16 protein-coding genes are annotated in these 21,516 nt (G+C 68.9%); 3 read left to right on the forward strand and 13 right to left on the reverse strand.

The window, feature by feature from the left end; all coding sequences use genetic code 11:
* Positions 1 to 48: 48 nt before the first annotated feature.
* Together HNR51_RS14570 and HNR51_RS14575 are read right to left on the reverse strand one after the other, a co-directional pair.
* Positions 49 to 1,764: a GMC family oxidoreductase gene (locus HNR51_RS14570; RefSeq protein ID WP_182555398.1), complete on the reverse strand. Its 1,716-nt coding sequence runs from the start codon at positions 1,762 to 1,764 to the stop codon at positions 49 to 51.
* 338 nt (positions 1,765 to 2,102) lie between these two features.
* Positions 2,103 to 3,539, reverse strand: coding sequence for an aldehyde dehydrogenase family protein (locus HNR51_RS14575; protein WP_141954740.1), 1,437 nt, complete (start codon positions 3,537 to 3,539; stop codon positions 2,103 to 2,105).
* Between the two features lie 236 nt (positions 3,540 to 3,775).
* Here HNR51_RS14575 and HNR51_RS14580 point away from each other — a divergent pair, with 236 nt between their 5' ends.
* Positions 3,776 to 4,684, forward strand: coding sequence for a LysR family transcriptional regulator (locus HNR51_RS14580; RefSeq protein ID WP_182555399.1), 909 nt, complete (start codon positions 3,776 to 3,778; stop codon positions 4,682 to 4,684).
* Positions 4,685 to 4,816: 132 nt separating this feature from the next.
* Here the strand turns inward: HNR51_RS14580 and HNR51_RS14585 are convergent, their stop codons facing one another.
* From HNR51_RS14585 to HNR51_RS14605, 5 genes are all read right to left on the reverse strand, one after another.
* Complete coding sequence (locus HNR51_RS14585; protein WP_182555400.1) at positions 4,817 to 5,686, reverse strand: HpcH/HpaI aldolase/citrate lyase family protein; 870 nt, start codon at positions 5,684 to 5,686, stop codon at positions 4,817 to 4,819.
* A gap of 107 nt (positions 5,687 to 5,793) precedes the next feature.
* Complete coding sequence (locus HNR51_RS14590) at positions 5,794 to 7,368, reverse strand: MFS transporter (protein ID WP_366932671.1); 1,575 nt, start codon at positions 7,366 to 7,368, stop codon at positions 5,794 to 5,796.
* Positions 7,369 to 7,433: 65 nt separating this feature from the next.
* Complete coding sequence (locus HNR51_RS14595) at positions 7,434 to 8,945, reverse strand: fumarate hydratase (RefSeq protein ID WP_182555402.1); 1,512 nt, start codon at positions 8,943 to 8,945, stop codon at positions 7,434 to 7,436.
* A 143-nt stretch (positions 8,946 to 9,088) separates the two neighbouring features.
* Positions 9,089 to 9,835, reverse strand: coding sequence for an SDR family oxidoreductase (locus tag HNR51_RS14600; protein WP_012453172.1), 747 nt, complete (start codon positions 9,833 to 9,835; stop codon positions 9,089 to 9,091).
* Positions 9,836 to 9,866: 31 nt separating this feature from the next.
* Positions 9,867 to 11,309, reverse strand: a complete 1,443-nt coding sequence (locus HNR51_RS14605) for an aldehyde dehydrogenase family protein (protein ID WP_182555403.1) — start codon at positions 11,307 to 11,309, stop codon at positions 9,867 to 9,869.
* A 293-nt stretch (positions 11,310 to 11,602) separates the two neighbouring features.
* Between HNR51_RS14605 and HNR51_RS14610 the strand changes: the two genes are divergently transcribed.
* Both HNR51_RS14610 and citF read left to right on the forward strand, forming a co-directional pair.
* Positions 11,603 to 12,529 carry a LysR family transcriptional regulator gene (locus HNR51_RS14610; RefSeq protein WP_182555404.1) on the forward strand — a complete coding sequence of 309 codons (927 nt, stop codon included), beginning with the start codon at positions 11,603 to 11,605 and terminating at the stop codon, positions 12,527 to 12,529.
* A gap of 99 nt (positions 12,530 to 12,628) precedes the next feature.
* Positions 12,629 to 14,161 carry a citrate lyase subunit alpha gene (gene citF, locus HNR51_RS14615; protein ID WP_182555405.1) on the forward strand — a complete coding sequence of 511 codons (1,533 nt, stop codon included), beginning with the start codon at positions 12,629 to 12,631 and terminating at the stop codon, positions 14,159 to 14,161.
* 71 nt (positions 14,162 to 14,232) lie between these two features.
* Here the strand turns inward: citF and HNR51_RS14620 are convergent, their stop codons facing one another.
* The 6 genes from HNR51_RS14620 to HNR51_RS14645 are packed head-to-tail and all read right to left on the reverse strand — an operon-like array spanning position 14,233 to position 21,303.
* The gene (locus HNR51_RS14620; RefSeq protein ID WP_182555406.1) at positions 14,233 to 15,087 is read right to left on the reverse strand and encodes an aromatic ring-hydroxylating oxygenase subunit alpha; all 855 of its coding nucleotides are present in this window, start codon (positions 15,085 to 15,087) and stop codon (positions 14,233 to 14,235) included.
* A gap of 57 nt (positions 15,088 to 15,144) precedes the next feature.
* Positions 15,145 to 16,539: an 8-oxoguanine deaminase gene (locus tag HNR51_RS14625; protein ID WP_182555407.1), complete on the reverse strand. Its 1,395-nt coding sequence runs from the start codon at positions 16,537 to 16,539 to the stop codon at positions 15,145 to 15,147.
* 13 nt (positions 16,540 to 16,552) lie between these two features.
* Positions 16,553 to 17,488 (reverse strand): ABC transporter permease, encoded by a 936-nt coding sequence (locus HNR51_RS14630; RefSeq protein WP_012453166.1) that lies wholly within the window; start codon positions 17,486 to 17,488, stop codon positions 16,553 to 16,555.
* 25 nt (positions 17,489 to 17,513) lie between these two features.
* A complete protein-coding gene (locus tag HNR51_RS14635) occupies positions 17,514 to 18,566 on the reverse strand; it encodes an ABC transporter permease (RefSeq protein ID WP_182555408.1) in 1,053 nt (350 codons plus the stop codon).
* The gene (locus HNR51_RS14640; protein WP_182555409.1) at positions 18,563 to 20,164 is read right to left on the reverse strand and encodes an ABC transporter ATP-binding protein; all 1,602 of its coding nucleotides are present in this window, start codon (positions 20,162 to 20,164) and stop codon (positions 18,563 to 18,565) included. Before HNR51_RS14640 ends, HNR51_RS14635 begins: the two co-directional genes overlap by 4 nt.
* Positions 20,164 to 21,303 carry a BMP family ABC transporter substrate-binding protein gene (locus HNR51_RS14645; RefSeq protein WP_012453163.1) on the reverse strand — a complete coding sequence of 380 codons (1,140 nt, stop codon included), beginning with the start codon at positions 21,301 to 21,303 and terminating at the stop codon, positions 20,164 to 20,166. The genes HNR51_RS14640 and HNR51_RS14645 overlap by 1 nt, the downstream gene beginning before the upstream one ends.
* Positions 21,304 to 21,516: the final 213 nt, after the last annotated feature.

Genomic DNA, 21,516 nt, shown 5'->3' on the forward strand with positions numbered 1-21,516 from the left:
CCGCCGGAGATCGCGACGCCGCGATCACCCGGCGGAAGCGGACGTGACTTAGCCCTGCTGTCTCAGGAGTTTCGCCGCGCGCCAGCCGACCAGGATCGCGGGGGCGTTGGTGTTGCCCGTCGTGATGTGCGGAAGAACCGAAACGTCGGCGATGCGCAGGCCCTTCACGCCCTTCACGCGCAGCGTCTCGTCCACGACGGCCATGTCATCCGTGCCCATCCGGCAGGTGCTGGTCGGATGGAAGTAGGTCCAGACGGAGCGCCGCAGGAAGTCTTGATAGGCCGCCTTGTCGGCAGCCGGTCCCGGCAGGATCTCCCTGCTGCGGAGACTTGAGAACGCCGCGCTCGCGCCGATCTCACGCGCCAGATCCATCCCGGCCTTGAGCGCCTTGAAATCCTGATCGGTGCCCAGGTAGTTGGGATCGATCAGCGGGTCGACGCGCGGATCGGCCGAGGCGAGCCGGATGCTGCCGCGCGACTGGGGCTGCATCACGCCGCACAGGATCGAGTAGCCGTTCTTGACGGTGAACGGCAGGTCCGGCGTCGCGAACGGGATATCGAGATAAAGCGTGGCGATGTCCGGATGCTTCAATGAACTGTCGGACTTCGACCACATGTAGACTTCGGAGGCATTGTAGAACGACGGCGCAAGGGGAGCCTTCGCCTCGTAGTTGACGCCCGCGCCCAGGACGTGATCCTGGAGGTTCTGGCCGACGCCCGGCAGATCCGCGACGACGGGAATTCCCAGCTTGCGCAGGTCGGCGGCCGGACCGAGACCGGACAGCATCATCAGCCACGGGGTCGCGACCGCACCGGCCGTGACGATGACTTCGCTGTTGGCCTTCACCTTCACCGGCTTTCCGGCGTGCAGGTACTCCACGCCGGTGCAGCGGCCGCCCTCGACGATGAGCCGTGTCACCGGCGCCTCGGTCAGGACCGTCAGGTTCTTGCGCGTCTCCATGGCGGGCTTCAGGAACGCGACGGCCGTCGATTGCCGCTTGCCGTCATAGATCGTGAAGTTGACCCAGGCCGGACCTTCGAACTGCGCGCCGTTGAAGTCGGGCGTTTCCTTGTAGCCGAGCGACTCGGCGCCTTCGATGAACATGGCGCCGCCCGCGCTCCGCCGGCCGGGGGCCGGCTGGGTCACGTGGAGCGGACCGCCGGTGCCGCGATAGGCGTTGGCGCCGCCCTGCCAATCCTCGAGCGCCTTGTAATCCTTCAGGACGGATGCGTAGTCCCAGTCCTTGTTGCCGGCGGCGGCCCAGGACTCGTAATCGGCCTTGTTGCCGCGGCAGTAGATCATCGCGTTGATGCTGCTGCAGCCGCCGAGGACTTCCGCGCGGGGCCAGTCGATGACGCGACCGCCGACATTCTTCTGCGGGACAGTCTTGAAGTGCCGCACATACCGCTTGTCGAGCGTCAGGGCCCAATCCCGCGGGTTGTGAATCTCCGGGGCCGAATCGACGCCGCCCGCTTCGAGGACGAGGATACGGGCATCGCTCTGCATCGCGAGGGTGCCCGCGAAGGTCCCGCCGGAGGACCCCGCGCCGACCACGATGTAGTCGTAGGCCTCGGAGTCGGGCTCCACCTCCCGGGTCGTCTTGGCGAAGGCATGCCCCGATGCGGCCAGGGACAGGGATTGTGCGACGGCAGCCGTCAATCCAACCGACATCGCGGACTGGATGAAGGCGCGTCGGTCGAGATGTCCCGCTTTGTATTCCGACAGAAAGCGATCGACAGGCCCTGTCTTGGAGTTCTTGGTCATCGTCATCTCCTCACCATTTCCGTTTTTGATTTTTTGTTGTGTTGATTGGGCCGCCCGTGCGGACAGCCGCATGCATCGCTCCCATGCGGGCAGCGGCGACGTGTCCGGAGACGGGCTTCCGGTCCGGAGCGGGCCAATTCCGTCCTGTCCGGGAATCGGCATGGGCCCCGTCGAAGCGCGCTTGCGCCGCTTTCGGCCTCACTGCGTCCGAAAGCGGGCGCGTCGATTGGGAGGCGCGGCTCGCGCCGATGACTTCCAACCGAGCTTTACAGCCTCAGGTCGACCGACGCGGTCGTCATTCCGAAGACTGTGCGCGACGTGCCGTGATCGGCGCCCTGCTATCGGGCGGTCATGACAACCTTGGTATTGGTGTATTCCGACAATCCCTCCCGGCCGTTCTCGACGCCGAGGCCGGATTGCTTGTGGCCGCCGAACGGGATGTCGATGCCGTGGATATGGATCTCGTTGACCCACACCGTTCCGGCCTCGAGGCGGCTTGCGATCTCGTAGGCCTTGGCCTTGTCCCGTCCCCAGACCGAGGCCGCGAGGCCGAACGGCGTCTGGTTGGCGCGGGCGATCACATCCTCGATGTCGTCGTAGGCGATGATCGGCAGCACGGGGCCGAACGGCTCCTCCTGGACGATCCGGCTCTGTTCGGGCGGATTGTCGACGATCGTCACCGGAACGAAGTTGCCGGCCCGGCTCTCGTCGATCGTGCCGCCGAGCGGAACGGCGTAACCGTTCGCCGCGATATCGGCGAAGAGGTTCTTGAGCTTGTCGAACTGCATCCGGTTCTGAATCGGCCCGAGATCGGTGTCCGGATCCATGCCGTCCCCGACCTTCCGGTCGCGGGCATAGGCAACGAACTCTTTCACGAACGCGGCGTGAATGTCGGAATGGACGTAGAGCCGCTTGATCGCGATGCACCACTGGCCGGAATTCCCGAAGGCGGCCCAGAACAGCTTCGGAATCAGATCCTTGTAATCGGCGTCCGGAAGCACGATCGCCGGATCGTTGCCACCGAGTTCCAGGGTCACGCGCTTCAGGTTGACCGCACCGCTTTCCATGACCCGCTTGCCGGTGGCGGTCGAACCGGTGAAGCTGACCTTGGCGATGTCGGGGTGCGCGGTCAGGTGCTGGCCGAGCTCATTGCCGCCTGAGACGATGTTCAGAACGCCTTTCGGCAGGATCCCCTGCGCGATCTCGCCGAACCGCAGGGTGCAGAGCGGCGTATACGGCGACGGCTTCATCACCATGGTGTTGCCCGTGATGAGGCACGGCGCGATCTTCCACAGGCCGAGCAGAACGGGAAAGTTCCACGGTGTGATCGCCGCCACCACCCCGAGCGGCGTCGATCGCGTCTCGACGACGTGCTGCTCGGTCTCCTCGATGATCTCCCGCGGCAGCCGGCGCTTGGCGACTTCCCGCACCCAGTAGATGGCGGCCTCGACCTCGCCTTTGGCCATGGAATGCCGAGGCTTGCCCTGTTCGAGGGTGAGAAGCGTCGTCAGTTCCTCGCTCTGGGCCTGAAGTGCGTCGGCAAAGCGTGTCAGGTAGCCCTCGCGCTCGTCCCAGGAGAGGCGCGACCAGCCGGGAAAGGCCGCCTTCGCCGCAGCCACGGCGGTGTCGAGCTGATCGACGGTTCCGGCCGGCGCCTTCGCCAGGACCGCGCCCGTGGCGGGGTTGTAGACGTCGAAGGACTCGGCGGCTTCGACGAGCTCTCCACCGATGGAAAGACGATAGGACGACGCGAAGTCGATTCCGGCCGTTGCCATGGAAACCCTCTCCCCTCCGCCCGAATATGCTCTGTCGAACGCAGGCATAGATGTCGCGGGCATTTCTTCTTTTTCGGGCCGAATCGAACCTGAGATGCGCAATAAACAGAAAATTCGACTGTAGATGCGCGTGCTTTCCTCTGTCGAGAGAGGATGGCTTGATTGGCCTATGAAGATTGAACGCGGAGACCATATGTGTCAATAATACTGAACATATGGAGCCATAGGAAAAAAATATGGAACTCCGGCATCTTCGCTACTTCTCGGCCGTCGCGGAGGAGTTGAACTTCACGCGCGCCGCCGCGCGCCTCGGGATCGGCCAGCCACCGCTGAGCCAGCAGATCCAGCAACTCGAACGGGAGATCGGAACGCCGTTGTTCTACCGTCCCCCCCGGGGGGTCTCGTTGACCGAGGCGGGCAAGCGGTTCCTGCGGGATGCCCAGGAGATCCTCTCGTTGTCGGACCGGGCGCTCGAGAATGCGCGGCGCGCCTCGCGGGGTGAAACCGGCACCTTGCGGGTGGGCTTCACCTCCTCCGCGGCGTTCCATCCCTTCGTGTCCGCGATCATCCGCGACTTCGGAATCGCTTATCCAGATGTCGGCATCAACCTGATCGAAGACACCACCACGCAGTTGCTGCAGGCTCTGAACAGCAGCCGGCTGGATGCGGCCTTCATGCGTCCGACCAGCGGCGAGGCGCGATCGCTCGAGTGCCACCTTCTGTTCAAGGAGCCGATGCTGGTCGCGCTGCCGTCCGGGCATCGCTGCGCGGCTCAGTCCCGAATCCCTCTCTCGGCGCTCTGCGATGAGACGTTCGTGCTCTACCCGCGCCGAAACGGCCGCGCCCTGCATGACGCCATCATTCAGGCCTGTGAGCAGGCAGGTTTCCAGCCGCGCATCGCGCAAGAGGGGCCGCAGATGGCCACCACGATCAACCTCGTCGCGGCCGGCGTCGGCGTCTCCATCGTGCCCGCCTCCATGAGCCAGATCCAGGCACGGGGCGTCCATTTCCGGGAGATCGCCGGCCCAGGCCCCAGGGCGGCTCTCAGCCTCGTCAGCCTGCAATCCGACGCGGCCAGCCCCCTGCGCAACTTCGTCGACCTCGTGCTCCGGCACGTCAGGGATGGGCAGATGGGCCGCGACTGAGGGGCGCGACGGGGCCATTGGCCATCACGCGGGATGGCTCGACGTCGAACCCCCTGATGTCAGTCCGGTGTCGTCGTCCGAGTCTTCGCGAGACATCTCGGCACGTGCGATGACTCGGAAAAATGCGATGACCTACGGAGAGGCATCGGCCGCTGCATCGAGGATGCGCTCGGCCAGGCGCATATGCGGCCGGTCGATCATCTCGCCGTCCAGGACCATGACGCCCGATCCGGGATTGTCCATGAAGAGCTTGTAGACGGATTGGGCCCACCGGACCCGTTCAGGCGACGGCGTGAAAGCCGTCGCGACGGTTTCGAGCTGGTTCGGGTGGATGCACAGCTTACCCGCAAATCCATCCCGGACGGCGGCCGCGACCTCCGCGTCGAAGGCCGGTGACGGATGCGGATTGGGCCAGGGCGTGTCGATCGCTGGCACTTGAGCCTGCGCGGCGGCCACCAGCAGTATCGCTCGGGCGGCGGCGAGAGGGGCTGCCAGCGCCCCGTCCTCGCTCCGCGGCGCGATCCCGAAATCGACGGCCAAGTCCTCGGCGCCGAAGAGAAGCGCGCGCAGCCGCGACGTCGCATAGCCGTAATTCAGGCTTTGCAGCGCGGTGGCCGACTCGGTCACCAGCGGCAGGATGCCGATCATGCCGGGCGGCAATCCGTTGGCATGTTCCAGAACCTCGAGATGGTGGTCGAGCCGCTGCAAATCTTCGGGCGCGCTGCATTTCGGCAGAACGATCGCCGCGGGCTTCTGCGGCACCAGGGTCGCCAGGTCATCGAGGTACCAGGGCGTGCCCTGCGGATTGATCCGGACCACGATGTTCGACCAGCCGGCCGCGCCGGCAAGGACCTGCGCCGCGGTCGATCGCGCCGCCTCTTTCGTGCGCGCGGCGACGCTGTCCTCCAGATCGAGGATGACGACGTCCGCGGAGGATCCGAGGGCCCGGGCGATTTTGCGTTCCGCATCCGCGGGGCAGAAGAGAAGAGTCCGAAGTTTCATGGCCCGTCCGCCTCTCGATCAGGGGTCGATGAACGCTGGCGCGTGATCCCGGCCGTCCGGCCGGACATGATGCGTCCCTCAGGGGAGGGATTCCCCCTCCCCACCGCTCACGGCTGGGGCGGCTCCGGCGACCGCAGCGTCACCGCCATGACGAGCAGGCCGACGGAGATCAGCGGGACGGTGAAGACGAGGAACACGACGGAGAGGGGTTGCTGGGCCGCCAGCAGCCAGCCGGCGATCAGCGGGCCGATCACCGCCCCCGATCGTCCGATCCCGATGCACCAGCCGATCCCGGTGCTGCGCACCTGAGCCGGGTAGGCGCCGGCGACGAGAGGGTACAGGCCGTTGAAGCCGCCCTGGACCGTGAAGCCGATGCAGAAGGCGACCACCAGGGTCAGGGTGACCGACATCGGCGCGGCGAAGGCCATCAGCGACGCGGAGCCCCCGAGCATCATCAGCAGCACGAGGCGCCGGACATCGAACTTGAACAACAGCCAGCACAGGGCGAGGCCGCCGGAGAAGGCCCCCAGATTGTACACCGTGCCCGCCACGATGGCTTGGCTGCGATCCAAGCCGGCCTCGATGGCGAGGCGGGGAATCCAGGCGATGGCGAAATACAAGGTCATGTAACAGCAGAAGAAGGCCGACCAGAGAAGGATCGTCTGCTTCCACCGCCCGTCATCGAACAGGAGGTTGAGGCTGACCGGCTTGCGTTCACCGGCCTCCGACAGGGTCGGCAGCGGAGGGCGGCCCATTTTCCGGCGTATGGCGTTGATGCGCGCGAGCGCCTGACGCGGCTGGCGCTTCTCGAGGAATTCCAGGGATTCCGGGAGAAGCATGGCGGCAAACGGGAGCAGGATCAGGGTCGCGACGCCCGCCGCGCTCATCAGCACACGCCAGCCGAGATCCGGCAGCAGGGCGTTGACGGCGAGCCCCGCGAGCATCGCCCCGATGGGATAGCCGGCCTGGAGCAGCGCCACCGAGACGACCCGATGGCGGGCCGGCGCATACTCGGACGTGATGGCCGCCATGCTGGCCAGGATCGCACCGATGCCGAGTCCCACGATGAAGCGCAGGATGATCAGGGTCGTGATGCCGGGCGCGAAGCCGCAGCCGATCATCGAGACGCCCATGAGGGCGACGGACCACAGGATGACCGGGCGGCGGCCGAACTGATCGGCGAGCGGTGCGAGCACCAGCGCGCCGACCATCATGCCGGCGAGCGCAGCGCTGAAGACCACGCCGAGCGCGGCGACACCGATATTCCAATCGCTCGTGATGGCGGGAGCCAGATAGGACATCATGAGGATGTCCATCCCGTCCAGCATGTTCAAGACGAAGCATGTGCCGACGGCAAAGGCCTGGAGACGAGTCCAGCGCGTGTCTTCATCGCGAGGGAAGAAGAGCCCGGTCTCGGCCGGTGAGGACGGTATCGCGCTCATGATCACTCTCACAGGATGAAGCAGGGCACCGCGGGATGATCGCGACGACGTCCGGATTGCGGCTTTTTCATCTGATCGGAGCGAGAGTCTCATGCTGCGCCCCGGAGATCGGCCCCGGAAGGACGTGTCGGGGTCCTGTTCCAGCCTCACCTCTTCTAAAAAGCTGGCGAACGCCTCTTGGAACCTTGCCCTAATCGTCTTTTCTTCCTGCGTCGAATAATCAACCCGGCCCGGATCCATACACGCGGCTTATGGACGGGCGGGACCGCCGGCCTCGGGCCCATCCGCTCATCCGCGTGCTGCGGTCAGACCGTGCGCGACGACACGAAGACCGGCTGGCGCCAAGCGCTTGGCCCCGAGGCGTGGACGTTGTCCCCTTGCGCCGTCACCGCCACGGTCACCGGCATGTCCTTGACCTCGAACTCGTAGATCGCCTCCATGCCGAGATCGGCGAAGGCGAGGACGCGGCTCGAGCGGATCGCCCGCGAGACGAGGTAGGCGGCCCCGCCCACCGCGCTGAGATAGGCGCGCCGGTGCGCCTTGATCGCCGCGACCGCCGCCTCGCCGCGCTCCGCCTTGCCGATCATCGCCAGCAGGCCGAGGCCGAGCATCGTGTCGGTGAACTTGTCCATGCGGGTCGCGGTCGTGGGCCCGGCCGGGCCCACGGCCTCGCCGCCGACCGGATCGACCGGCCCGACATAGTAGATGACGCGGTTGTCGAACGAGACCGGCAGCGGCTCTCCGCGGGCGAGCATGTCCTGGATGCGCTTGTGCGCCGCGTCCCGGCCCGTGAGCATGCGGCCGGACAGGAGCAGCCGGTCGCCCGCCTTCCAGGACTCGACCTCGGCCGGCGTCAGCCTGTCGAGATCGACGCGGCGGGCCTGCGCGTCGGGCGCCCATTCGACGGCGGGCCAGGCGGCGAGGTCGGGGGCCGGCAGGAAGGCCGGTCCGGAGCCGTCGAGCACGACATGCGCGTGGCGCGTCGCCGCGCAGTTCGGGATCATCGCCACGGGCTTCGAGGCCGCATGCGTCGGCCAGTCGAGGATCTTGACGTCGAGCACCGTCGTGAGGCCGCCGAGCCCCTGCGCCCCGATGCCGAGGGCGTTGACCCGGTCGTGCAGATCGATGCGCAGCGCCTCGATGTCGTTGGCCGGTCCGCGCGCCTTGAGCTGCGCCATGTCGATCGGCGCCATGAGCGATTCCTTGGCCATCACCATGGCCTTTTCCGCCGTCCCGCCGATGCCGATCCCCAGCATCCCGGGCGGGCACCAGCCGGCGCCCATGGTCGGCACGGTCTCCAGCACCCAATCGACCAGCGAGTCGGACGGGTTGAGCATCTTGAACTTGGCCTTGTTCTCCGAGCCGCCACCCTTCGCCGCGACGGTCACCTCGACCGTGTCGCCCGGCACCATCTCGACGTGGAGGACGCTCGGGGTGTTGTCGCGGGTGTTCTTCCGCGTGAAGGCCGGATCGGAGACGATCGACGCCCGCAACGGGTTCGACGGGTCGAGATAGGCGCGGCGCACGCCCTCGTCGATCACCGCCTGAAGGCTCAGGTCCGAATCCAGCGTGCAGCCCTGCCCCCACTTCACGAACACCGTGACGATGCCGGTATCCTGGCAGACGGGGCGGTGGCCTTCGGCCGACATCCGGCTGTTGGTGAGGATCTGCGCGATGGCGTCCCGGGCGGCCGGCGCCTCCTCGCGCCCATAGGCCTCGGCCAGCGCCTGGATGTAGTCGAGCGGATGATAGTAGCTGATGTATTGCAGCGCGTCGGCCACGCTGTCGGTCAGATCCTTGGCCTTGATCACAGGCATGGATGGGGCTCCGGAATCCGCGTCTCACCTGAAGGGGCCGCCCGCGCCGGGCTCGGGCGTGCCGCCTCGTAAGGGGCGCCGTGCCTGTCGCGATGGGGCGTTCCCGAGCGGCGGCGGGACAATCCCGCCGCCGGTCTTGCGCCTCACACCGTCCGCCCACCGTCCACGGGCAGTTCGACGCCCGTGATGAAGTCGGCCGCGGCGAGATACAGGGCGGCCTGAGCGACGTCGTCGGCCTCGCACAGGCGGCCGAGCGGGATGCTGCTGAGGAACTTGGCGCGGTTCTCCGGCGTGTCCGGCATGCCCATGAAGTCCTCCAGCATGCCGGTGACGCCCATGACCGGGCAGATGGCGTTGACCCGGATGTTCCAGGGCGCGAGTTCGACCGCGAGCGACTTCGAGAGCATGTTCGCGGCGCCCTTGGAGCCGTTGTACCACGTCAGCCCCGGCCGCGGACGGATGCCGGCGACCGAGCCGACATTGAGGATGACCCCGCCGCCGTTGTCGCGCATCGCCGGCACGGCCGCATGGACCATGTGGTAGATCGACTTGACGTTGACGCTGAAGACGCGGTCGAAGGTCGCCTCGTCGACCTCGAGCAGCGGGCGGTTCTTGTGCGTGAAGCCCGCATTGTTGACGATGATGTCGGGCGTCCCGAACCTGCCGGTGACCTCGGCGATCAGCCGTTCGATGTCGGGCCGTGACGAGACGTCGGTCCGCACGGCGATCGCCTTGTCCTCGCCCAGCGCGCGCGCGACGGCGGCGGCCTTGTCGGCGTTGAGATCGGCGATGGCGACGCGAGCACCGTTCTCGACGAAGCGGTGAGCGATCGCCTCACCGAAGCCGCTCGCCGCGCCCGTGACGATGGCAATCTTGTTCAGAAGCTTCATGTGACGTCCTCACCCATTTTCTTCTTGCGTCTCAACCGTGATTGAACACGGTCGTCTTCGTCTTGCTGAAGTCGTGCAGGGCGGCAAAACCCTTCTCGCGCCCGTGGCCGCTCTTGCCCGAGCCGCCGAACGGCAGCTCGATGCCCGCTCCGGCCCCGTAACAGTTGACGAACATCTGGCCGGTGCGGACACGCTTGGCGAGGCGCATCTGGCGCGCGCCGTCGCGGGTCCAGACCGCGGCGACGAGGCCGTAATCGGTGCCGTTGGCGAGCGCCACCGCATCCGCCTCGTCGTCGAAGGGCAGGGCCACGAGGACGGGGCCGAACACCTCTTCGCGGGCGATGAGGTTGTCGCGCGGGGTCGGCCCGAACAGGGTCGGGCGCACGTAGAAGCCGTCCGCGGGCGCCTCCTCGGCGATCACGCCCTGCGCGAGGACGGGAACGCCGTCCGCGATCGCACGGTCGATGAAGCCCTGGACGCGGGCCTGCTGCTTGGCGGTGATGATCGGGCCGCAATCGAGATCCATCTCGGGCGCGCCGACCCGGACCTTGCCGAAGGCCTGCCGGAGCCGGCCGATGACCTCGTCGTAGGCGCTGCGCTCGATCAGGATGCGGCTGCCCGCCGAGCAGGTCTGGCCGCTGTTCTGGATGATCGCCTTGACGATCACCGGGATCGCCGCATCGAGGTCGGCATCCGCGAACACGATCTGGGGCGACTTGCCCCCGAGTTCGAGCGTGCAGGTGATGAAGTGGTCGGCACAGAGCTTCTGGATGATCTGCCCGACCTCCGGCGAGCCGGTGAAGGACACGAAATCGACGCCGGGATGCGCGGCGAGCGCGGCGCCCGCCACCGCCCCGCGGCCCGTCACGATGTTCACGGCACCTCTCGGAAAACCCGCTTCCTCCAGGAGATCGACAAGGGCGAGCGCCGTCGCGCAGGCATCCTCCGCCGGCTTGAGCACCGTGGCATTGCCGACCGCGAGCGCGGGCGCGAGCGTTCGTCCGAACATCTGCGCCGGATAGTTCCAGGGCAGGATGTGACCGGTGACGCCGTGCGGCTCGTGCGTGACGGTGACGAAGTACCCGTCGAGGTAGGGGATGGTCTCGCCGTGCAGCTTGTCGGCGGCGGCGCCGTAGAACTCGAAGTAGCGGGCGAGCGCCACGATGTCGGCCCGAGCGACGCTCGCGGGCTTTCCAGTGTCGCGCGCCTCGATCTGCGCGAGCCGCTCGACGTCGCGCAGGATGAGCGTGCCGAGGCGCAGCAGCAGGCGGCTGCGGTCGAGCGCCGAGGTTTTGCCCCAGGCCCCCTGGTCGAACGCCTCGCGGGCCGCGCGGACGGCGCGGTCCACGTCGGCGGCGGTGCTGTCGGCGATGGTTCCGATCACCCGGCCGGTCGCGGGCTCGTACACGTTCAGCGTGGCGTCGCCCTCCGACGCGGTCCACTGACCATCAATGAAGTTGCAGGATCGCGACATCAAGGATTGTTCCTTCCAGCCCAAACAGTCATCACAGGTTGCCTGGCGCGGACGTAAGAAAGATCTGGCACATCGCCCCGGATCGAAGCCGGGGCGATGTGCCAGATCTTCGTTTCGGCATCGTCTCCCCCCGAAATCGGTCGCTGCCGTTCGGGATGAGGACCGATGCTTCCGAACGCGCCGCCGACAACCCATTCCGCGAGCGGCAAGACCGCCCTAGCCGATCGCGAGGATAGCTTTGGTGACCGATAAGGTCTAATAAGGCGAATGCCCTAAACCGATGCATGGTGCTTATGGAGCTTCGGCACTTTCGCTATGCCTTGGCCGTCGCCGAGGAGCTTCACTTCACACGCGCCGCCCAACGGCTCGGGATCGCCCAGCCGGCCCTCAGTCAGCAGATCCGGCAGTTGGAGGAGGAGTTCGGGACGCAGCTGTTTCATCGGCTGACCCGCGGGGTCGAACTGACGGAGGCTGGGCGCGCCCTTCTGCCCTATGCCCGGGCCGCCCTCGCGGCCGCCGACGAGGGCACCGCCGCGGTCCGGCGCGCGGCCAAGGGCGAATTGGGGCAGTTGCGCATCGGGTTCACCGGCTCGGCCTCGTTCAATCCGGTCGTGTCGGGTACCATCGGCCGCTTCCGTGACGCCTATCCGGAGGTGGAACTGGACCTGCAGGAGCAGGTCACGTCGATGCTGCTGCGATCCCTGCGCGAGGGACGCATCCAACTCGCCTTCGGTCGCGCCGCGGACGACGAGACGGACGGCCTGCGCCGGATCGCCCTGCCGGAAGAATCGCTCTGGGCCGCGCTTCCGGCCAAGCATCGTCTGGCCGGATCCGGGCGCATCGACCTTGCCAGCCTCGCGGCGGACCCGTTCATCCTGTACCCGCGGGCGAACGGACGCCTCCTCTACGACGCCATCGTCGCGGCCTGCGGTCGGGCCGGCTTCAGTCCCCGCATCGTTCAGGAGGCGCCACAGATGGCCTCGACGGTCAATCTCGTCGCGGCGGGCGTCGGCGTCGCCCTCGTGCCTGCTTCGATGCGGCTGCTCCAAGCCCCAAGCGTCTCGTACGTCGAACTGTCGACGCCGGGCACGGTCGCGTCGCTCTCCCTCGTGCAGGGGCCGGACCTGCTCATGACCGCGTCGGTGCGGAACTTCATCCGCTGCCTCGATGAGGCGAAGCGCGATCACGCGCCGGTCGAGCAGAATGCGTGCAGCGCATAAGCTGCGGCTATCGGATGGAGGGCCCCTGTATATTGGACGGGGGTCCGCTGTGTCGGCATCACTTCTCCCGCTGGAGATGGGCGAGGGGCTGGGCACCGGATGGCAATTCCGTCCTTTATCGAGGGCTACGGTGAGGTCAGACCCTTCACCACCGCCTTCGCGGCACCGCTCGATGCGGTCCGGACCGGCGCCCGTATCCGGAGCCAGCGGCCCGGTCAGAGCAAGGTTCTGCCCTCGATCCGGGAGGCGATCCTCGCCTGCGGGCTGAAGGACGGCGCCACGGTCTCCTTCCACCATCACCTGCGCAACGGCGACGACGTGCTGCGTGCGGTGATGCATGAGATCGCGGCCCTCGGCCTGCGCGATATCCGCGTCGCCGCGAGTTCGCTGTTTCCCGTTCATGCGCCGCTCGTCGCGCATATCCGCAGCGGGGTCGTGACGGGAATCGTGTCGAACTACATCACCGGTCCGGTGGCCGAGGCGATCACGGCGGGCGCGCTCCCGAACCCCGCGGTGCTGCAGACCCATGGCGGCCGCGCCCGCGCGATCGAGGCCGGCGAACTCACCATCGACGTCGCGTTCGTCGCGGCGCCGGCCGCGGACGTCTACGGCAACCTCAACGGCATCGACGGGCCCTCTGCCTGCGGACCCCTGGGCTACCCGATGGTCGATGCCCGCCACGCGGATCGGGTCGTGGCGATCACCGACACGCTCTCACCGCATCCCCTGACCTCCATCGACATCGCGCAGGATCTCGTGGACTACGTCGTCCCGGTGGACTCGATCGGGGATGCCTCCAAGATCGTGTCGGGCACGACCCGTGTCACCGAGGATCCCGTCGGGCTCGCCATCGCGGTGCTGGCCGCGAGGGTCATCGACGCCGCGGGCCTCCTCGTCGACGGCTTCTCGTTCCAGACCGGAGCGGGCGGCATCTCCCTCGCCGTCGCCCAGGACGTCGCCGTCATCATGCGCGACAAGGGCGTGACCGGCAGCTTCGCGGCGGGCGGCGTGCATGCAGGCATCGTCGCGATGTTCCGGCAGGGATTGTTCCGCACGCTGTTCGACGTGCAGTGCTTCGACCTCTCGGCCGTCGCGTCCTACCGGGAGGACAGAGGCCACATGGCGATGTCGGCCTCACTGTACGCCAACCCCGCTTCCAAGGGCGCCCTCGTCAACCATCTCGATTGCATGGTGATGGGCGCGGCGGAGGTCGATATCAGCTTCAACGTCAACGTCACCGCCGTGAACGGCGGCACGATCATCGGCGGCTCCGGCGGGCACGCCGACACGGCCGCGGGCGCCAAGCTCGCCCTCGTGACGACCCGGCTCGCCGCGGGCGGCGCGCCCAAGATCGTCGATGCCGTCGAATGCGTGACGACCCCCGGCGAGACGATCGACGTCGTCGTCACGGAGGCTGGTGTCGCGGTCAATCCGCGGCGTGCCGACCTGCGTGAACGCCTCGCCGCGGCCGGGATGCCCCTCGTCGAGATCACGCGACTGCGCGATCTCGCATCGAGACAGACGCAGGCCACGGCGCGCCCTCGGATCGACCCTCAGGCGCGGATCGTGGCCGTCGTGGAATATCGTGACGGGACGGTCATCGACGTCATACGCCAGCGCGGGGGCAAATAGAGATCCGGCGCACGATCCGTTCGTTCTTTCGGGATGATGCTCTTGCCGGTCGAAGCCCGCCTCGGCCCTGTTCATGCGGCCGCACTGCTCTCTCCGATCGTGGTGCCGTAGCGGACGCCTTTCTCTTTGAGCCAGCGCCGGTAGGCCACCGAGGACGAGTCGGCGCGGGTCGGGATCTCGGCGCGCGGTTCGAGCGGCAGCAGCACCGGCCGCTGGTTCTCCAGGATGATGCGGTCCTGAAGGAAGATCACCTGCTGGAACGCCACGAGATCGGTGAGGCGGGAGGCGTCGTCGATCAGGAACATCACCGGATGAGCCCGGCAGCGGTCGGGATCGAGGGGCTGAACGAACAGGCAGATCACGTCCCATCGGTTCGCCGCATTGGGGCAGGTCTTGTACAGCATGGTCACATGAGGCGTGGCGACGCGGTACTGGTACTGCGTCTCGATCCCGCCCTTGGCCGAGAGCGCCGCCTGCGGTTGGAAGAAGCGGCAATTGGTGGCCCAGACCTCATCGACGTCGCGGCGGATCTCGGTGGTGTAGTGCATCACCTCGGTGTGCGGCTCGGCGCCGAGGATGTCGGTGTGGACGAAGGGGAAATGGGCCATGTCGAGGAAGTTCTCGACAATTCTGAGCCCGGAGGCGCGCAGGCCGACGGCGCCGCAGAGCACGTGGCGCCGGTCGTCCTCGTCGGCCTCGGGAATGGCGGGCGGCTCTGCCTCCGGGGCGCCCAGGCTGACCCAGACGCAGCCGTAGCGCAGGCGCACCGGCAGGTCCCGCCCGGACGCCGTGCGCGCCGAGACCGGATCGCCCCCGGAGACGACGATGTCGGTGCCGAGGAGGCGTGTCCGCAAGGGGGCCTCGCGGCAGGCTGCCGTCGCCCCGACGACGTACCATTCGTCCCGGATCGCAGGTTCGAGATCCATCGCAAGGCTCCTCTCGAGGCGCCGCGCCGCCGAAGGCGCGGCCGGCTCACTGCCAGCTCATTGCCAGATCCGGGCCATCGTGGCGGCGTGCTCGGCGAGCAGCGCGTCGAGGTCGAGATCGCAGAAGGCGCCGTCGGCGATGATCGGGCGTCCGTGAATGATGCTGTGCGAGACCCGGAACGGCCCGCACATCACCATCGCGGCCAGCGGATCGCGCTGCGTGCCGGAGAGGCCGAGCTGGTCGAGCTTCACCGCGATGACATCCGCGCTCATGCCGGGGGCGAGGTGGCCGATGTCGTCCCGGCCGAGCAGCTTCGCACCGCCGCGGGTGGCCATGGTCAGCGCTTCCCGCGCCGACAGGGCGCCCGGCGTGCCGCCGAACCCGCCGCGGCCGCCGGGGGCTTCCGAGCCGTAGCGGGCCGGGGCCACCCGCTGGAGCAGCTGCGCCAGCCGGGCTTCGAGGAAGAGGTTCGAGGTGTCGTTCGAGGCGGAGCCGTCGACCCCGAGCCCGCAGGTCATTCCGGCATCGAGCATCTCGCGGATCTTGGCGATGCCCTGGCCGCAGCGCATGTTGGCCGAGGGGCAATGCGTCATGCCGGTCCCGGTTTCGGCAAAGCGCCGGATCTCGTTCGAATCGAGGAAGATCGCGTGGGCGAACCACACGTCCGGGCCGGTCCAGCCCACCGATTCCGCGAAGGCGGCCGGGCGCATTCCGTAGGCGTCGCGGCACCAGACCTCCTCGTCGAGATCCTCGGCGAGATGGGTGTGGAGGTGGACGCCGTGGGCACGGGCGAGCGCGGCCGCCTCCCGCATCAGGCCCGGCGTCACCGAGAAGGGCGAGCAGGGGGCCAGCACGATGCGGGTCATCGCGTGCCGGGCCGGGTCGTGGTGGGCGTGGATCAGCCGCTCGGCATCCTTGAGGATGTCCGCCTCGCGCTCGACGCAGGAATCGGGAGGCAGCCCGCCCTGGCTCTGCCCGCGCGACATCGCCCCGCGCGCCGCGTGGAAGCGCAGGCCGATGCCTTGCGCCGCCGCGATCGTGGAATCGAGCGTGACGTCGTTGGGCCGGATGTAGAGGTGGTCCGAACTCGTGGTGCAGCCCGAGGCGATCAGCTCGGCCATCGCCACCCGGGCGGAGACGTGGATCGCCGCGTCGTCGAGGCGCGCCCAGATCGGGTAGAGCGTGGACAGCCACGTGAAGAGCGGCTCGTCCTGGACCATCACCCGGGTCAGGTTCTGGTACATGTGATGGTGGGTGTTGACCATGCCGGGCATCACGAGATGGCCGGACAGGTCGATCACCCGGTCGGCCGGACGCGCGCCGAGTTCGGCATCGGTGCCGACGGCCTCGATCACGTGGTCGCGCAGGTAGAGCGCGCCGTCGGTGATCTCGCGGGCCGCGTCGTCGAAGGTGGCGAGGTGGGCGATGTGGCGCAGGAGCAGCGTCGGCATGGGGTCACGCTCCTCAGCGCACGTCGCGGTGGTAGGGCAGGCCGAGGGCGGCGGGCGCCGCGAACCAGCCGCGCAGGCGCCGCCACGCCACCACCGGCAGGATGATGAACGCGACGGTGCCGAGATAGGGCAGCATCGAGAGGATCGCGGGCGCCACCGGCCAGCCGCGGGCCTGGCCGACGAAGCCGAGCGCCGTGATGACGCCGAACAGCAGCGCGGCGGCCACCGCCGTCAGCGGCCGGAAGCCGGCGAAGATGACGAGGGCGACCGCGATCCAGCCGCGGCCGGCGACCACGCCCTCCGACCAGGACGGCACGAAGGCGAGCGTCAGGTAGGCCCCCGCGCCCCCGGCGAGGCTCGACCCGAGGGCGACGTACCAGAACCGGATCGCCGCGACCGGGATGCCGGCGGCGTCCGCCGCGGCCGGGTTCTCGCCGACCGCGCGCAGGTTCAGCCCGTGCCGCGTCCGGAACAGCAGGAGATGCAGCCCGACCGGCAGGACGATGTAGATCGCGTAGATCAGCACGTTCTGCGAGAACAGCGCCGGGCCGAGCACCGGGATGTCGGCGAGCCCCGGCACCGCGACCCGCGGGAAGACCGCGGCGGCCGGGGCGCCGGCATAGGAGCGGCCCAGCGTCGCCGCGAGCCCGGATCCGAGCAGCGTGAGGGCGAGCCCGCACAGGACTTGGTTGGCCCGCAGCAGCACGGTGGCGGCGGCGAAGACGCAGCCGAAGGCGAACCCGACGGCCAGCGCCGCGGCGAAACCGAGGGTCGGGCTCGGCACGGCGGCCACGGTGGCGACGCCGGTGAGCGCGCCCAGCGACATCAGCCCCTCGACCCCGAGATTGACCACGCCGACGCGCTCGGCGAGCACCTCGCCGAGCGCCGCGAGGGCGAGGACCCCGCCCGCCAGGAGCGCCGTCGACAGGATGCCGGTGATCAGATCCAAATGAGCCCCTCCACGCGGTTTCGCCTCAGTCCGCGGCGCTGGTCCGGCGCACGGGCCGGTAATGCACGACCTCGTCGCCGATCGCGGTGAACAGCAGGATCAGGCCGGTGATGGCGAGCACCGTGCTGGTGTTCACGCCCTGGGTCTGCAGCACGATGCCGGCATTGAGGAGCGCGGCCATCAGCACCGCGCCCGCGATCACGCCGAGGCAGGAGCCGCGGGCGAGCACCGCGACCATGATGCCGAGATAGCCGTAATTGTTCGAGATGCCGCCCTGCAGCCGGTGCACGGTGCCGGCGAGTTCGATGGTGCCGGCGAGCCCCGCGACGGCGCCCGAGAGCAGCATCACGGCGACGATGCGCGCCCGGACCGGGATGCCGGCATAGAGCGCCGCCCCCGGGTTGGCGCCGGCGATCCGCACCTCGTAGCCGAAGCGCGTGAAGGCCAGCAGGCCGGCCGCGAGGACCGCCACCGCGATCGCGGCGGGAAAGCCCCAGTGCAGGGTGTCGCCCAGCGGCGGAAGCTCGGCGGGGATGCGAGCCGTGGTCGCCAGCGCGCGGCCCGACGGATCGCGCCAGGGGCCGGTGCAGAGCCACGCGACGAGAAGGGCCGCGACGAAGTTCAAGAGCAGCGTGGTGATGAGTTCGCTCACCCCCGCGAAGGCCCGGGCGAGGGTCGGCACCAGGATCCAGGCGGCGCCGCCCGCCGCTCCGGCGAGCGCCATCAGCGGCAGAACCCAGATCTCGTCGCCGCCGACATGGAGGCCGACCGCGGTCGCGGCCAGTGCGCCGGCGTTGAACTGGCCCTCGCCGCCGATATTCCACAGGCCGATGCGCTGGGTCAGCGCCACCGCGATCCCGGTGAGGATCAGCGGCGTGACGAGCAGCCCGAGATCCTCCAAGCCCTCGATCGATCCGAAGGCGGAACCGATCACCTCGGCGCCGAGGCGGCCGGGCGCGAGGCCGGCGAGCGTCAGGACCGCCGCGACGCAGGCGAGTGCCGCCACGATCGCCCCGAGGCGTCCGGCCAGGGCGGCGCCGGCCGGGACGTTCGGAACCCTCTGGAGCCGCCAGCTCATGCGCGCGCGCCCCGACCGCCCATCATCAGTCCCAGCGTCTCCACATCCGCCGCGGCGGCGGGCATCACCCCCATGATCCGCCCCTCGAACAGCACCGCCACCCGGTCGGCGAGTTCGAGGATCTCCTCCAGCTCCTCGGAGAAGAGCAGCACCGCCCTGCCACGGTCGCGCAGCTCCGCGAGGTAGGAGAGCAGGGTGTCGATCGCGCCGACATCGAGCCCCCGGCTCGGATAGGCGGCGACGAGGACCCGCTCGGCGATGCGGATCTCGCGCCGGGCGACGAGGCGCTGCTGGTTGCCGCCCGAGAGGTTGCGCACGGGCATGCCGAAATCCGGCACCGCGACGGCGGCTTCGGCGGCCAGGGTCCGGGCGAGGCGCGCCGCCGCCCAGGGCCGGAACAGGCCGCCCTTGCCGACGGGCGGGCGCGCATAGTCCCGCAGCACCGCGTTGTCGGCGACGCTGAGGTCGGGCGCGAGGCCGCTGCGCAGGCGATCCTCCGGGATATGGCCGATGCCGGCGGCCGCGAAGGCCGCCGCATCCGTCCGGGCCACGGGCCGGCCGTCGATCCGGACCGCCCCTTGCGTGACCCGGCGCATGCCGGTGACGACCTGGCTCAGTTCGCGCTGCCCGTTGCCGGCGACGCCGGCGATGCCCAGGATCTCGCCGCCGTGCAGGGCGAGCGTGACGTCGCGGAGCGCCATGAGGCCGCGGTCGTCGCGGGCGCAGACACGATCGAGTTCGAGCACCGGGGCCGCCGAGACCAGCGTGCCGGCCGCCCGCGGGCGGGCTTTTCGCAGGGTGATGTCGTGGCCGACCATCAGGCTCGCGAGGCCGCGCTCGTCCGCCCCGGCGGCGGGGCGCGTCGCCACCTTCCGGCCCCCGCGCAGCACGCTGATCCGGTCGGCGATGGCGACGACCTCGTCGAGCTTGTGGCTGATGAAGATCACGGCGTTGCCGGAGGCGCGGAACGCCCGCAGGGCCGCAAACAGCTCCCGCGCCTCCGCGGGCGTCAGCACGGCGGTCGGCTCGTCGAGGATCAGGAGACGGGTGTCGCGGGCCAGAACCCGGAGGATCTCGACCCGCTGCTGCTCGCCGGCCGAGAGGTCGCCGACGACCGCGTCCGGCCGCACCGCGAGGTTGAAGCGCTCGGCGAGCGCCCGCGTGCGCGCTTCCAGCGCCGCCGCCGAGGCGCGCCAGGGCGTGCGCGACCAGCCGAGATGGATGTTCTCGGCCACCGTGAAGGCCGGCACCAGCTTGAAGTGCTGGTGCACCATACCGATCCCGGCACGGATCGCCGCCTGCGGCGAGGGCAGCGCGCGGGCATAGCCGTCGAGGATGATCGTGCCGGCATCGGGCTGGTAGATGCCGGTGAGGATGTTCATCAGCGTCGACTTGCCGGCCCCGTTCTCGCCGAGCAGCGCGTGGATCTCCCCGGGCATCACCGTCAGATCGACCGCGTCGTTGGCGAGCACGCCCGGAAACGCCTTGGTGATCCCCTGCAATTCGACGAGGGCGGGGGTTCCGGGCGGGATCGCGGGCGGGCGTCCGGACGCCGCGTCCGCGGCCGTGCCGGGCGGGAACGCGAGCGGCACCCCCATCAGGCGCCGAGACCCGTCACGCCCTCGATCGACCAGTCCCAGTTGTAGAGGTCGAGGTCGCTCATGGTCTTGCCCGCCGCGACCCGGACCTTGCCCTTGCTGTCCCGGATCTCGCCGACGAACGGCGTGTACCCGCCGAGGATCTTTTCGCGCACGGCGTCGGCCTGTCTCGCGACCGCCTCGGGGACGGTCCGACCCCAGGCGTCGCGATCGACGCCGCCGCCCATCGGCAGGAGCGTGGTGCCCGGCGTCCAGGTGCCGGCGATGCGCCGGCCCACCTGATCGACGTAGAACTTGCGCGAATCGACTACGATCGAGCTGACATAGGCGTCGGGGCCGAAGCGGCGCATGTCGGTGTTCCACATTGCCGCCTTTAGGCCGCGCTGCTGCGCCACCTGAAGGTAGCCGGCCTCGTCCATGATGCCGAAGAGGAAGTCGCAGCCGTTGTTGGCGAGCGCGACGCCGGCCTGGGTCGCGGCCTGCGGGTCGAACCACGAATTGATCGAGATGACCTGCACGCTCGCCTCGGGCTTCACCGTGCGGGCGCCCATCAGGAAGGCGTTGGTCGAGGCGAAGCACGACGGCACCGGGAAGGAGGCGACGTAGCCGAGCTTGCCCGTCTTGCTCATCAGGCCGGCCGCGACGCCGAGCACGTAGGTCGGGTACCAGTGGGCGAAGTAGTACCAGCCGAGATTGTCCGCCGTGGTCCGGCCGTCGCATTCGAGGAAGCCGACCTTCTTCGCGCGCTTGGCGACGTCGGAGAAGAAGTCGCCGTAATTCGAGGTCGCGAAGACGAGGTTCGCGCCGTTCGAGACGAATTGCCGGAAGGTGCGCGCGGCGTCGGCGGAATAGGGGATCGACTCGACGAACAGGGTCTTGGCCTGCGGGAAGGCGGCCTGCACGGCCTTCATTCCCTGGTCGTGGCTCCAGGTCCAGCCCTCGTCGGTCACCGGGCCGACATGCCCGAAGGCGATCACCGCATCCTTCTCAGGGATGGCGGGCAGCGGCGCCTGGGCGCGGGCCGGACGCAGGCCGGGCGGCAGGATCAGGCCGGCACCGAGCCCGAGTCCGAGACTGGCCCCAAGACCGAGCAGATGGCGGCGGCTCGGCGAGGCGGCATCGCTGACGGAATCGCTCACGGCACTGGCTCCCTCTCGGGTCGCCGCCCGAAGCCGGGGCGGCAAGGGTGACCGAATCCGCTCCGCCGGACGGCTTGCGGAGCGCGTCGGCAAAGGACTCGGCAGGAATGCGGCAAGAACCATGCCTCGGTCGGCCGACGGATCAGGCAAGCGTGTCCGGATCGAGCTGTCCCGGATAGCCGCCAAATCTCGGCCACCCCGATGCGCTCCGCG

The sequence above is a fragment of the Methylorubrum thiocyanatum genome, from assembly GCA_014138645.1.
In the GTDB taxonomy this organism is placed as follows: Bacteria; Pseudomonadota; Alphaproteobacteria; order Rhizobiales; family Beijerinckiaceae; genus Methylobacterium; species Methylobacterium thiocyanatum.

What these genes read in the sequence shown, in the direction of transcription:
- HNR51_RS14570 (WP_182555398.1), bottom strand. Translation starts at nt 1,764, where the DNA reads ATGACCAAGAACTCCAAGACAGGGCCTGTCGATCGCTTTCTGTCGGAA.
- HNR51_RS14575 (WP_141954740.1), bottom strand. Translation starts at nt 3,539, where the DNA reads ATGGCAACGGCCGGAATCGACTTCGCGTCGTCCTATCGTCTTTCCATC.
- HNR51_RS14580 (WP_182555399.1), top strand. Translation starts at nt 3,776, where the DNA reads ATGGAACTCCGGCATCTTCGCTACTTCTCGGCCGTCGCGGAGGAGTTG.
- HNR51_RS14585 (WP_182555400.1), bottom strand. Translation starts at nt 5,686, where the DNA reads ATGAAACTTCGGACTCTTCTCTTCTGCCCCGCGGATGCGGAACGCAAA.
- HNR51_RS14590 (WP_366932671.1), bottom strand. Translation starts at nt 7,368, where the DNA reads ATGGATCCGGGCCGGGTTGATTATTCGACGCAGGAAGAAAAGACGATT.
- HNR51_RS14595 (WP_182555402.1), bottom strand. Translation starts at nt 8,945, where the DNA reads ATGCCTGTGATCAAGGCCAAGGATCTGACCGACAGCGTGGCCGACGCG.
- HNR51_RS14600 (WP_012453172.1), bottom strand. Translation starts at nt 9,835, where the DNA reads ATGAAGCTTCTGAACAAGATTGCCATCGTCACGGGCGCGGCGAGCGGC.
- HNR51_RS14605 (WP_182555403.1), bottom strand. Translation starts at nt 11,309, where the DNA reads ATGTCGCGATCCTGCAACTTCATTGATGGTCAGTGGACCGCGTCGGAG.
- HNR51_RS14610 (WP_182555404.1), top strand. Translation starts at nt 11,603, where the DNA reads ATGGAGCTTCGGCACTTTCGCTATGCCTTGGCCGTCGCCGAGGAGCTT.
- citF (WP_182555405.1), top strand. Translation starts at nt 12,629, where the DNA reads ATGGCAATTCCGTCCTTTATCGAGGGCTACGGTGAGGTCAGACCCTTC.
- HNR51_RS14620 (WP_182555406.1), bottom strand. Translation starts at nt 15,087, where the DNA reads ATGGATCTCGAACCTGCGATCCGGGACGAATGGTACGTCGTCGGGGCG.
- HNR51_RS14625 (WP_182555407.1), bottom strand. Translation starts at nt 16,539, where the DNA reads ATGCCGACGCTGCTCCTGCGCCACATCGCCCACCTCGCCACCTTCGAC.
- HNR51_RS14635 (WP_182555408.1), bottom strand. Translation starts at nt 18,566, where the DNA reads ATGAGCTGGCGGCTCCAGAGGGTTCCGAACGTCCCGGCCGGCGCCGCC.
- HNR51_RS14640 (WP_182555409.1), bottom strand. Translation starts at nt 20,164, where the DNA reads ATGGGGGTGCCGCTCGCGTTCCCGCCCGGCACGGCCGCGGACGCGGCG.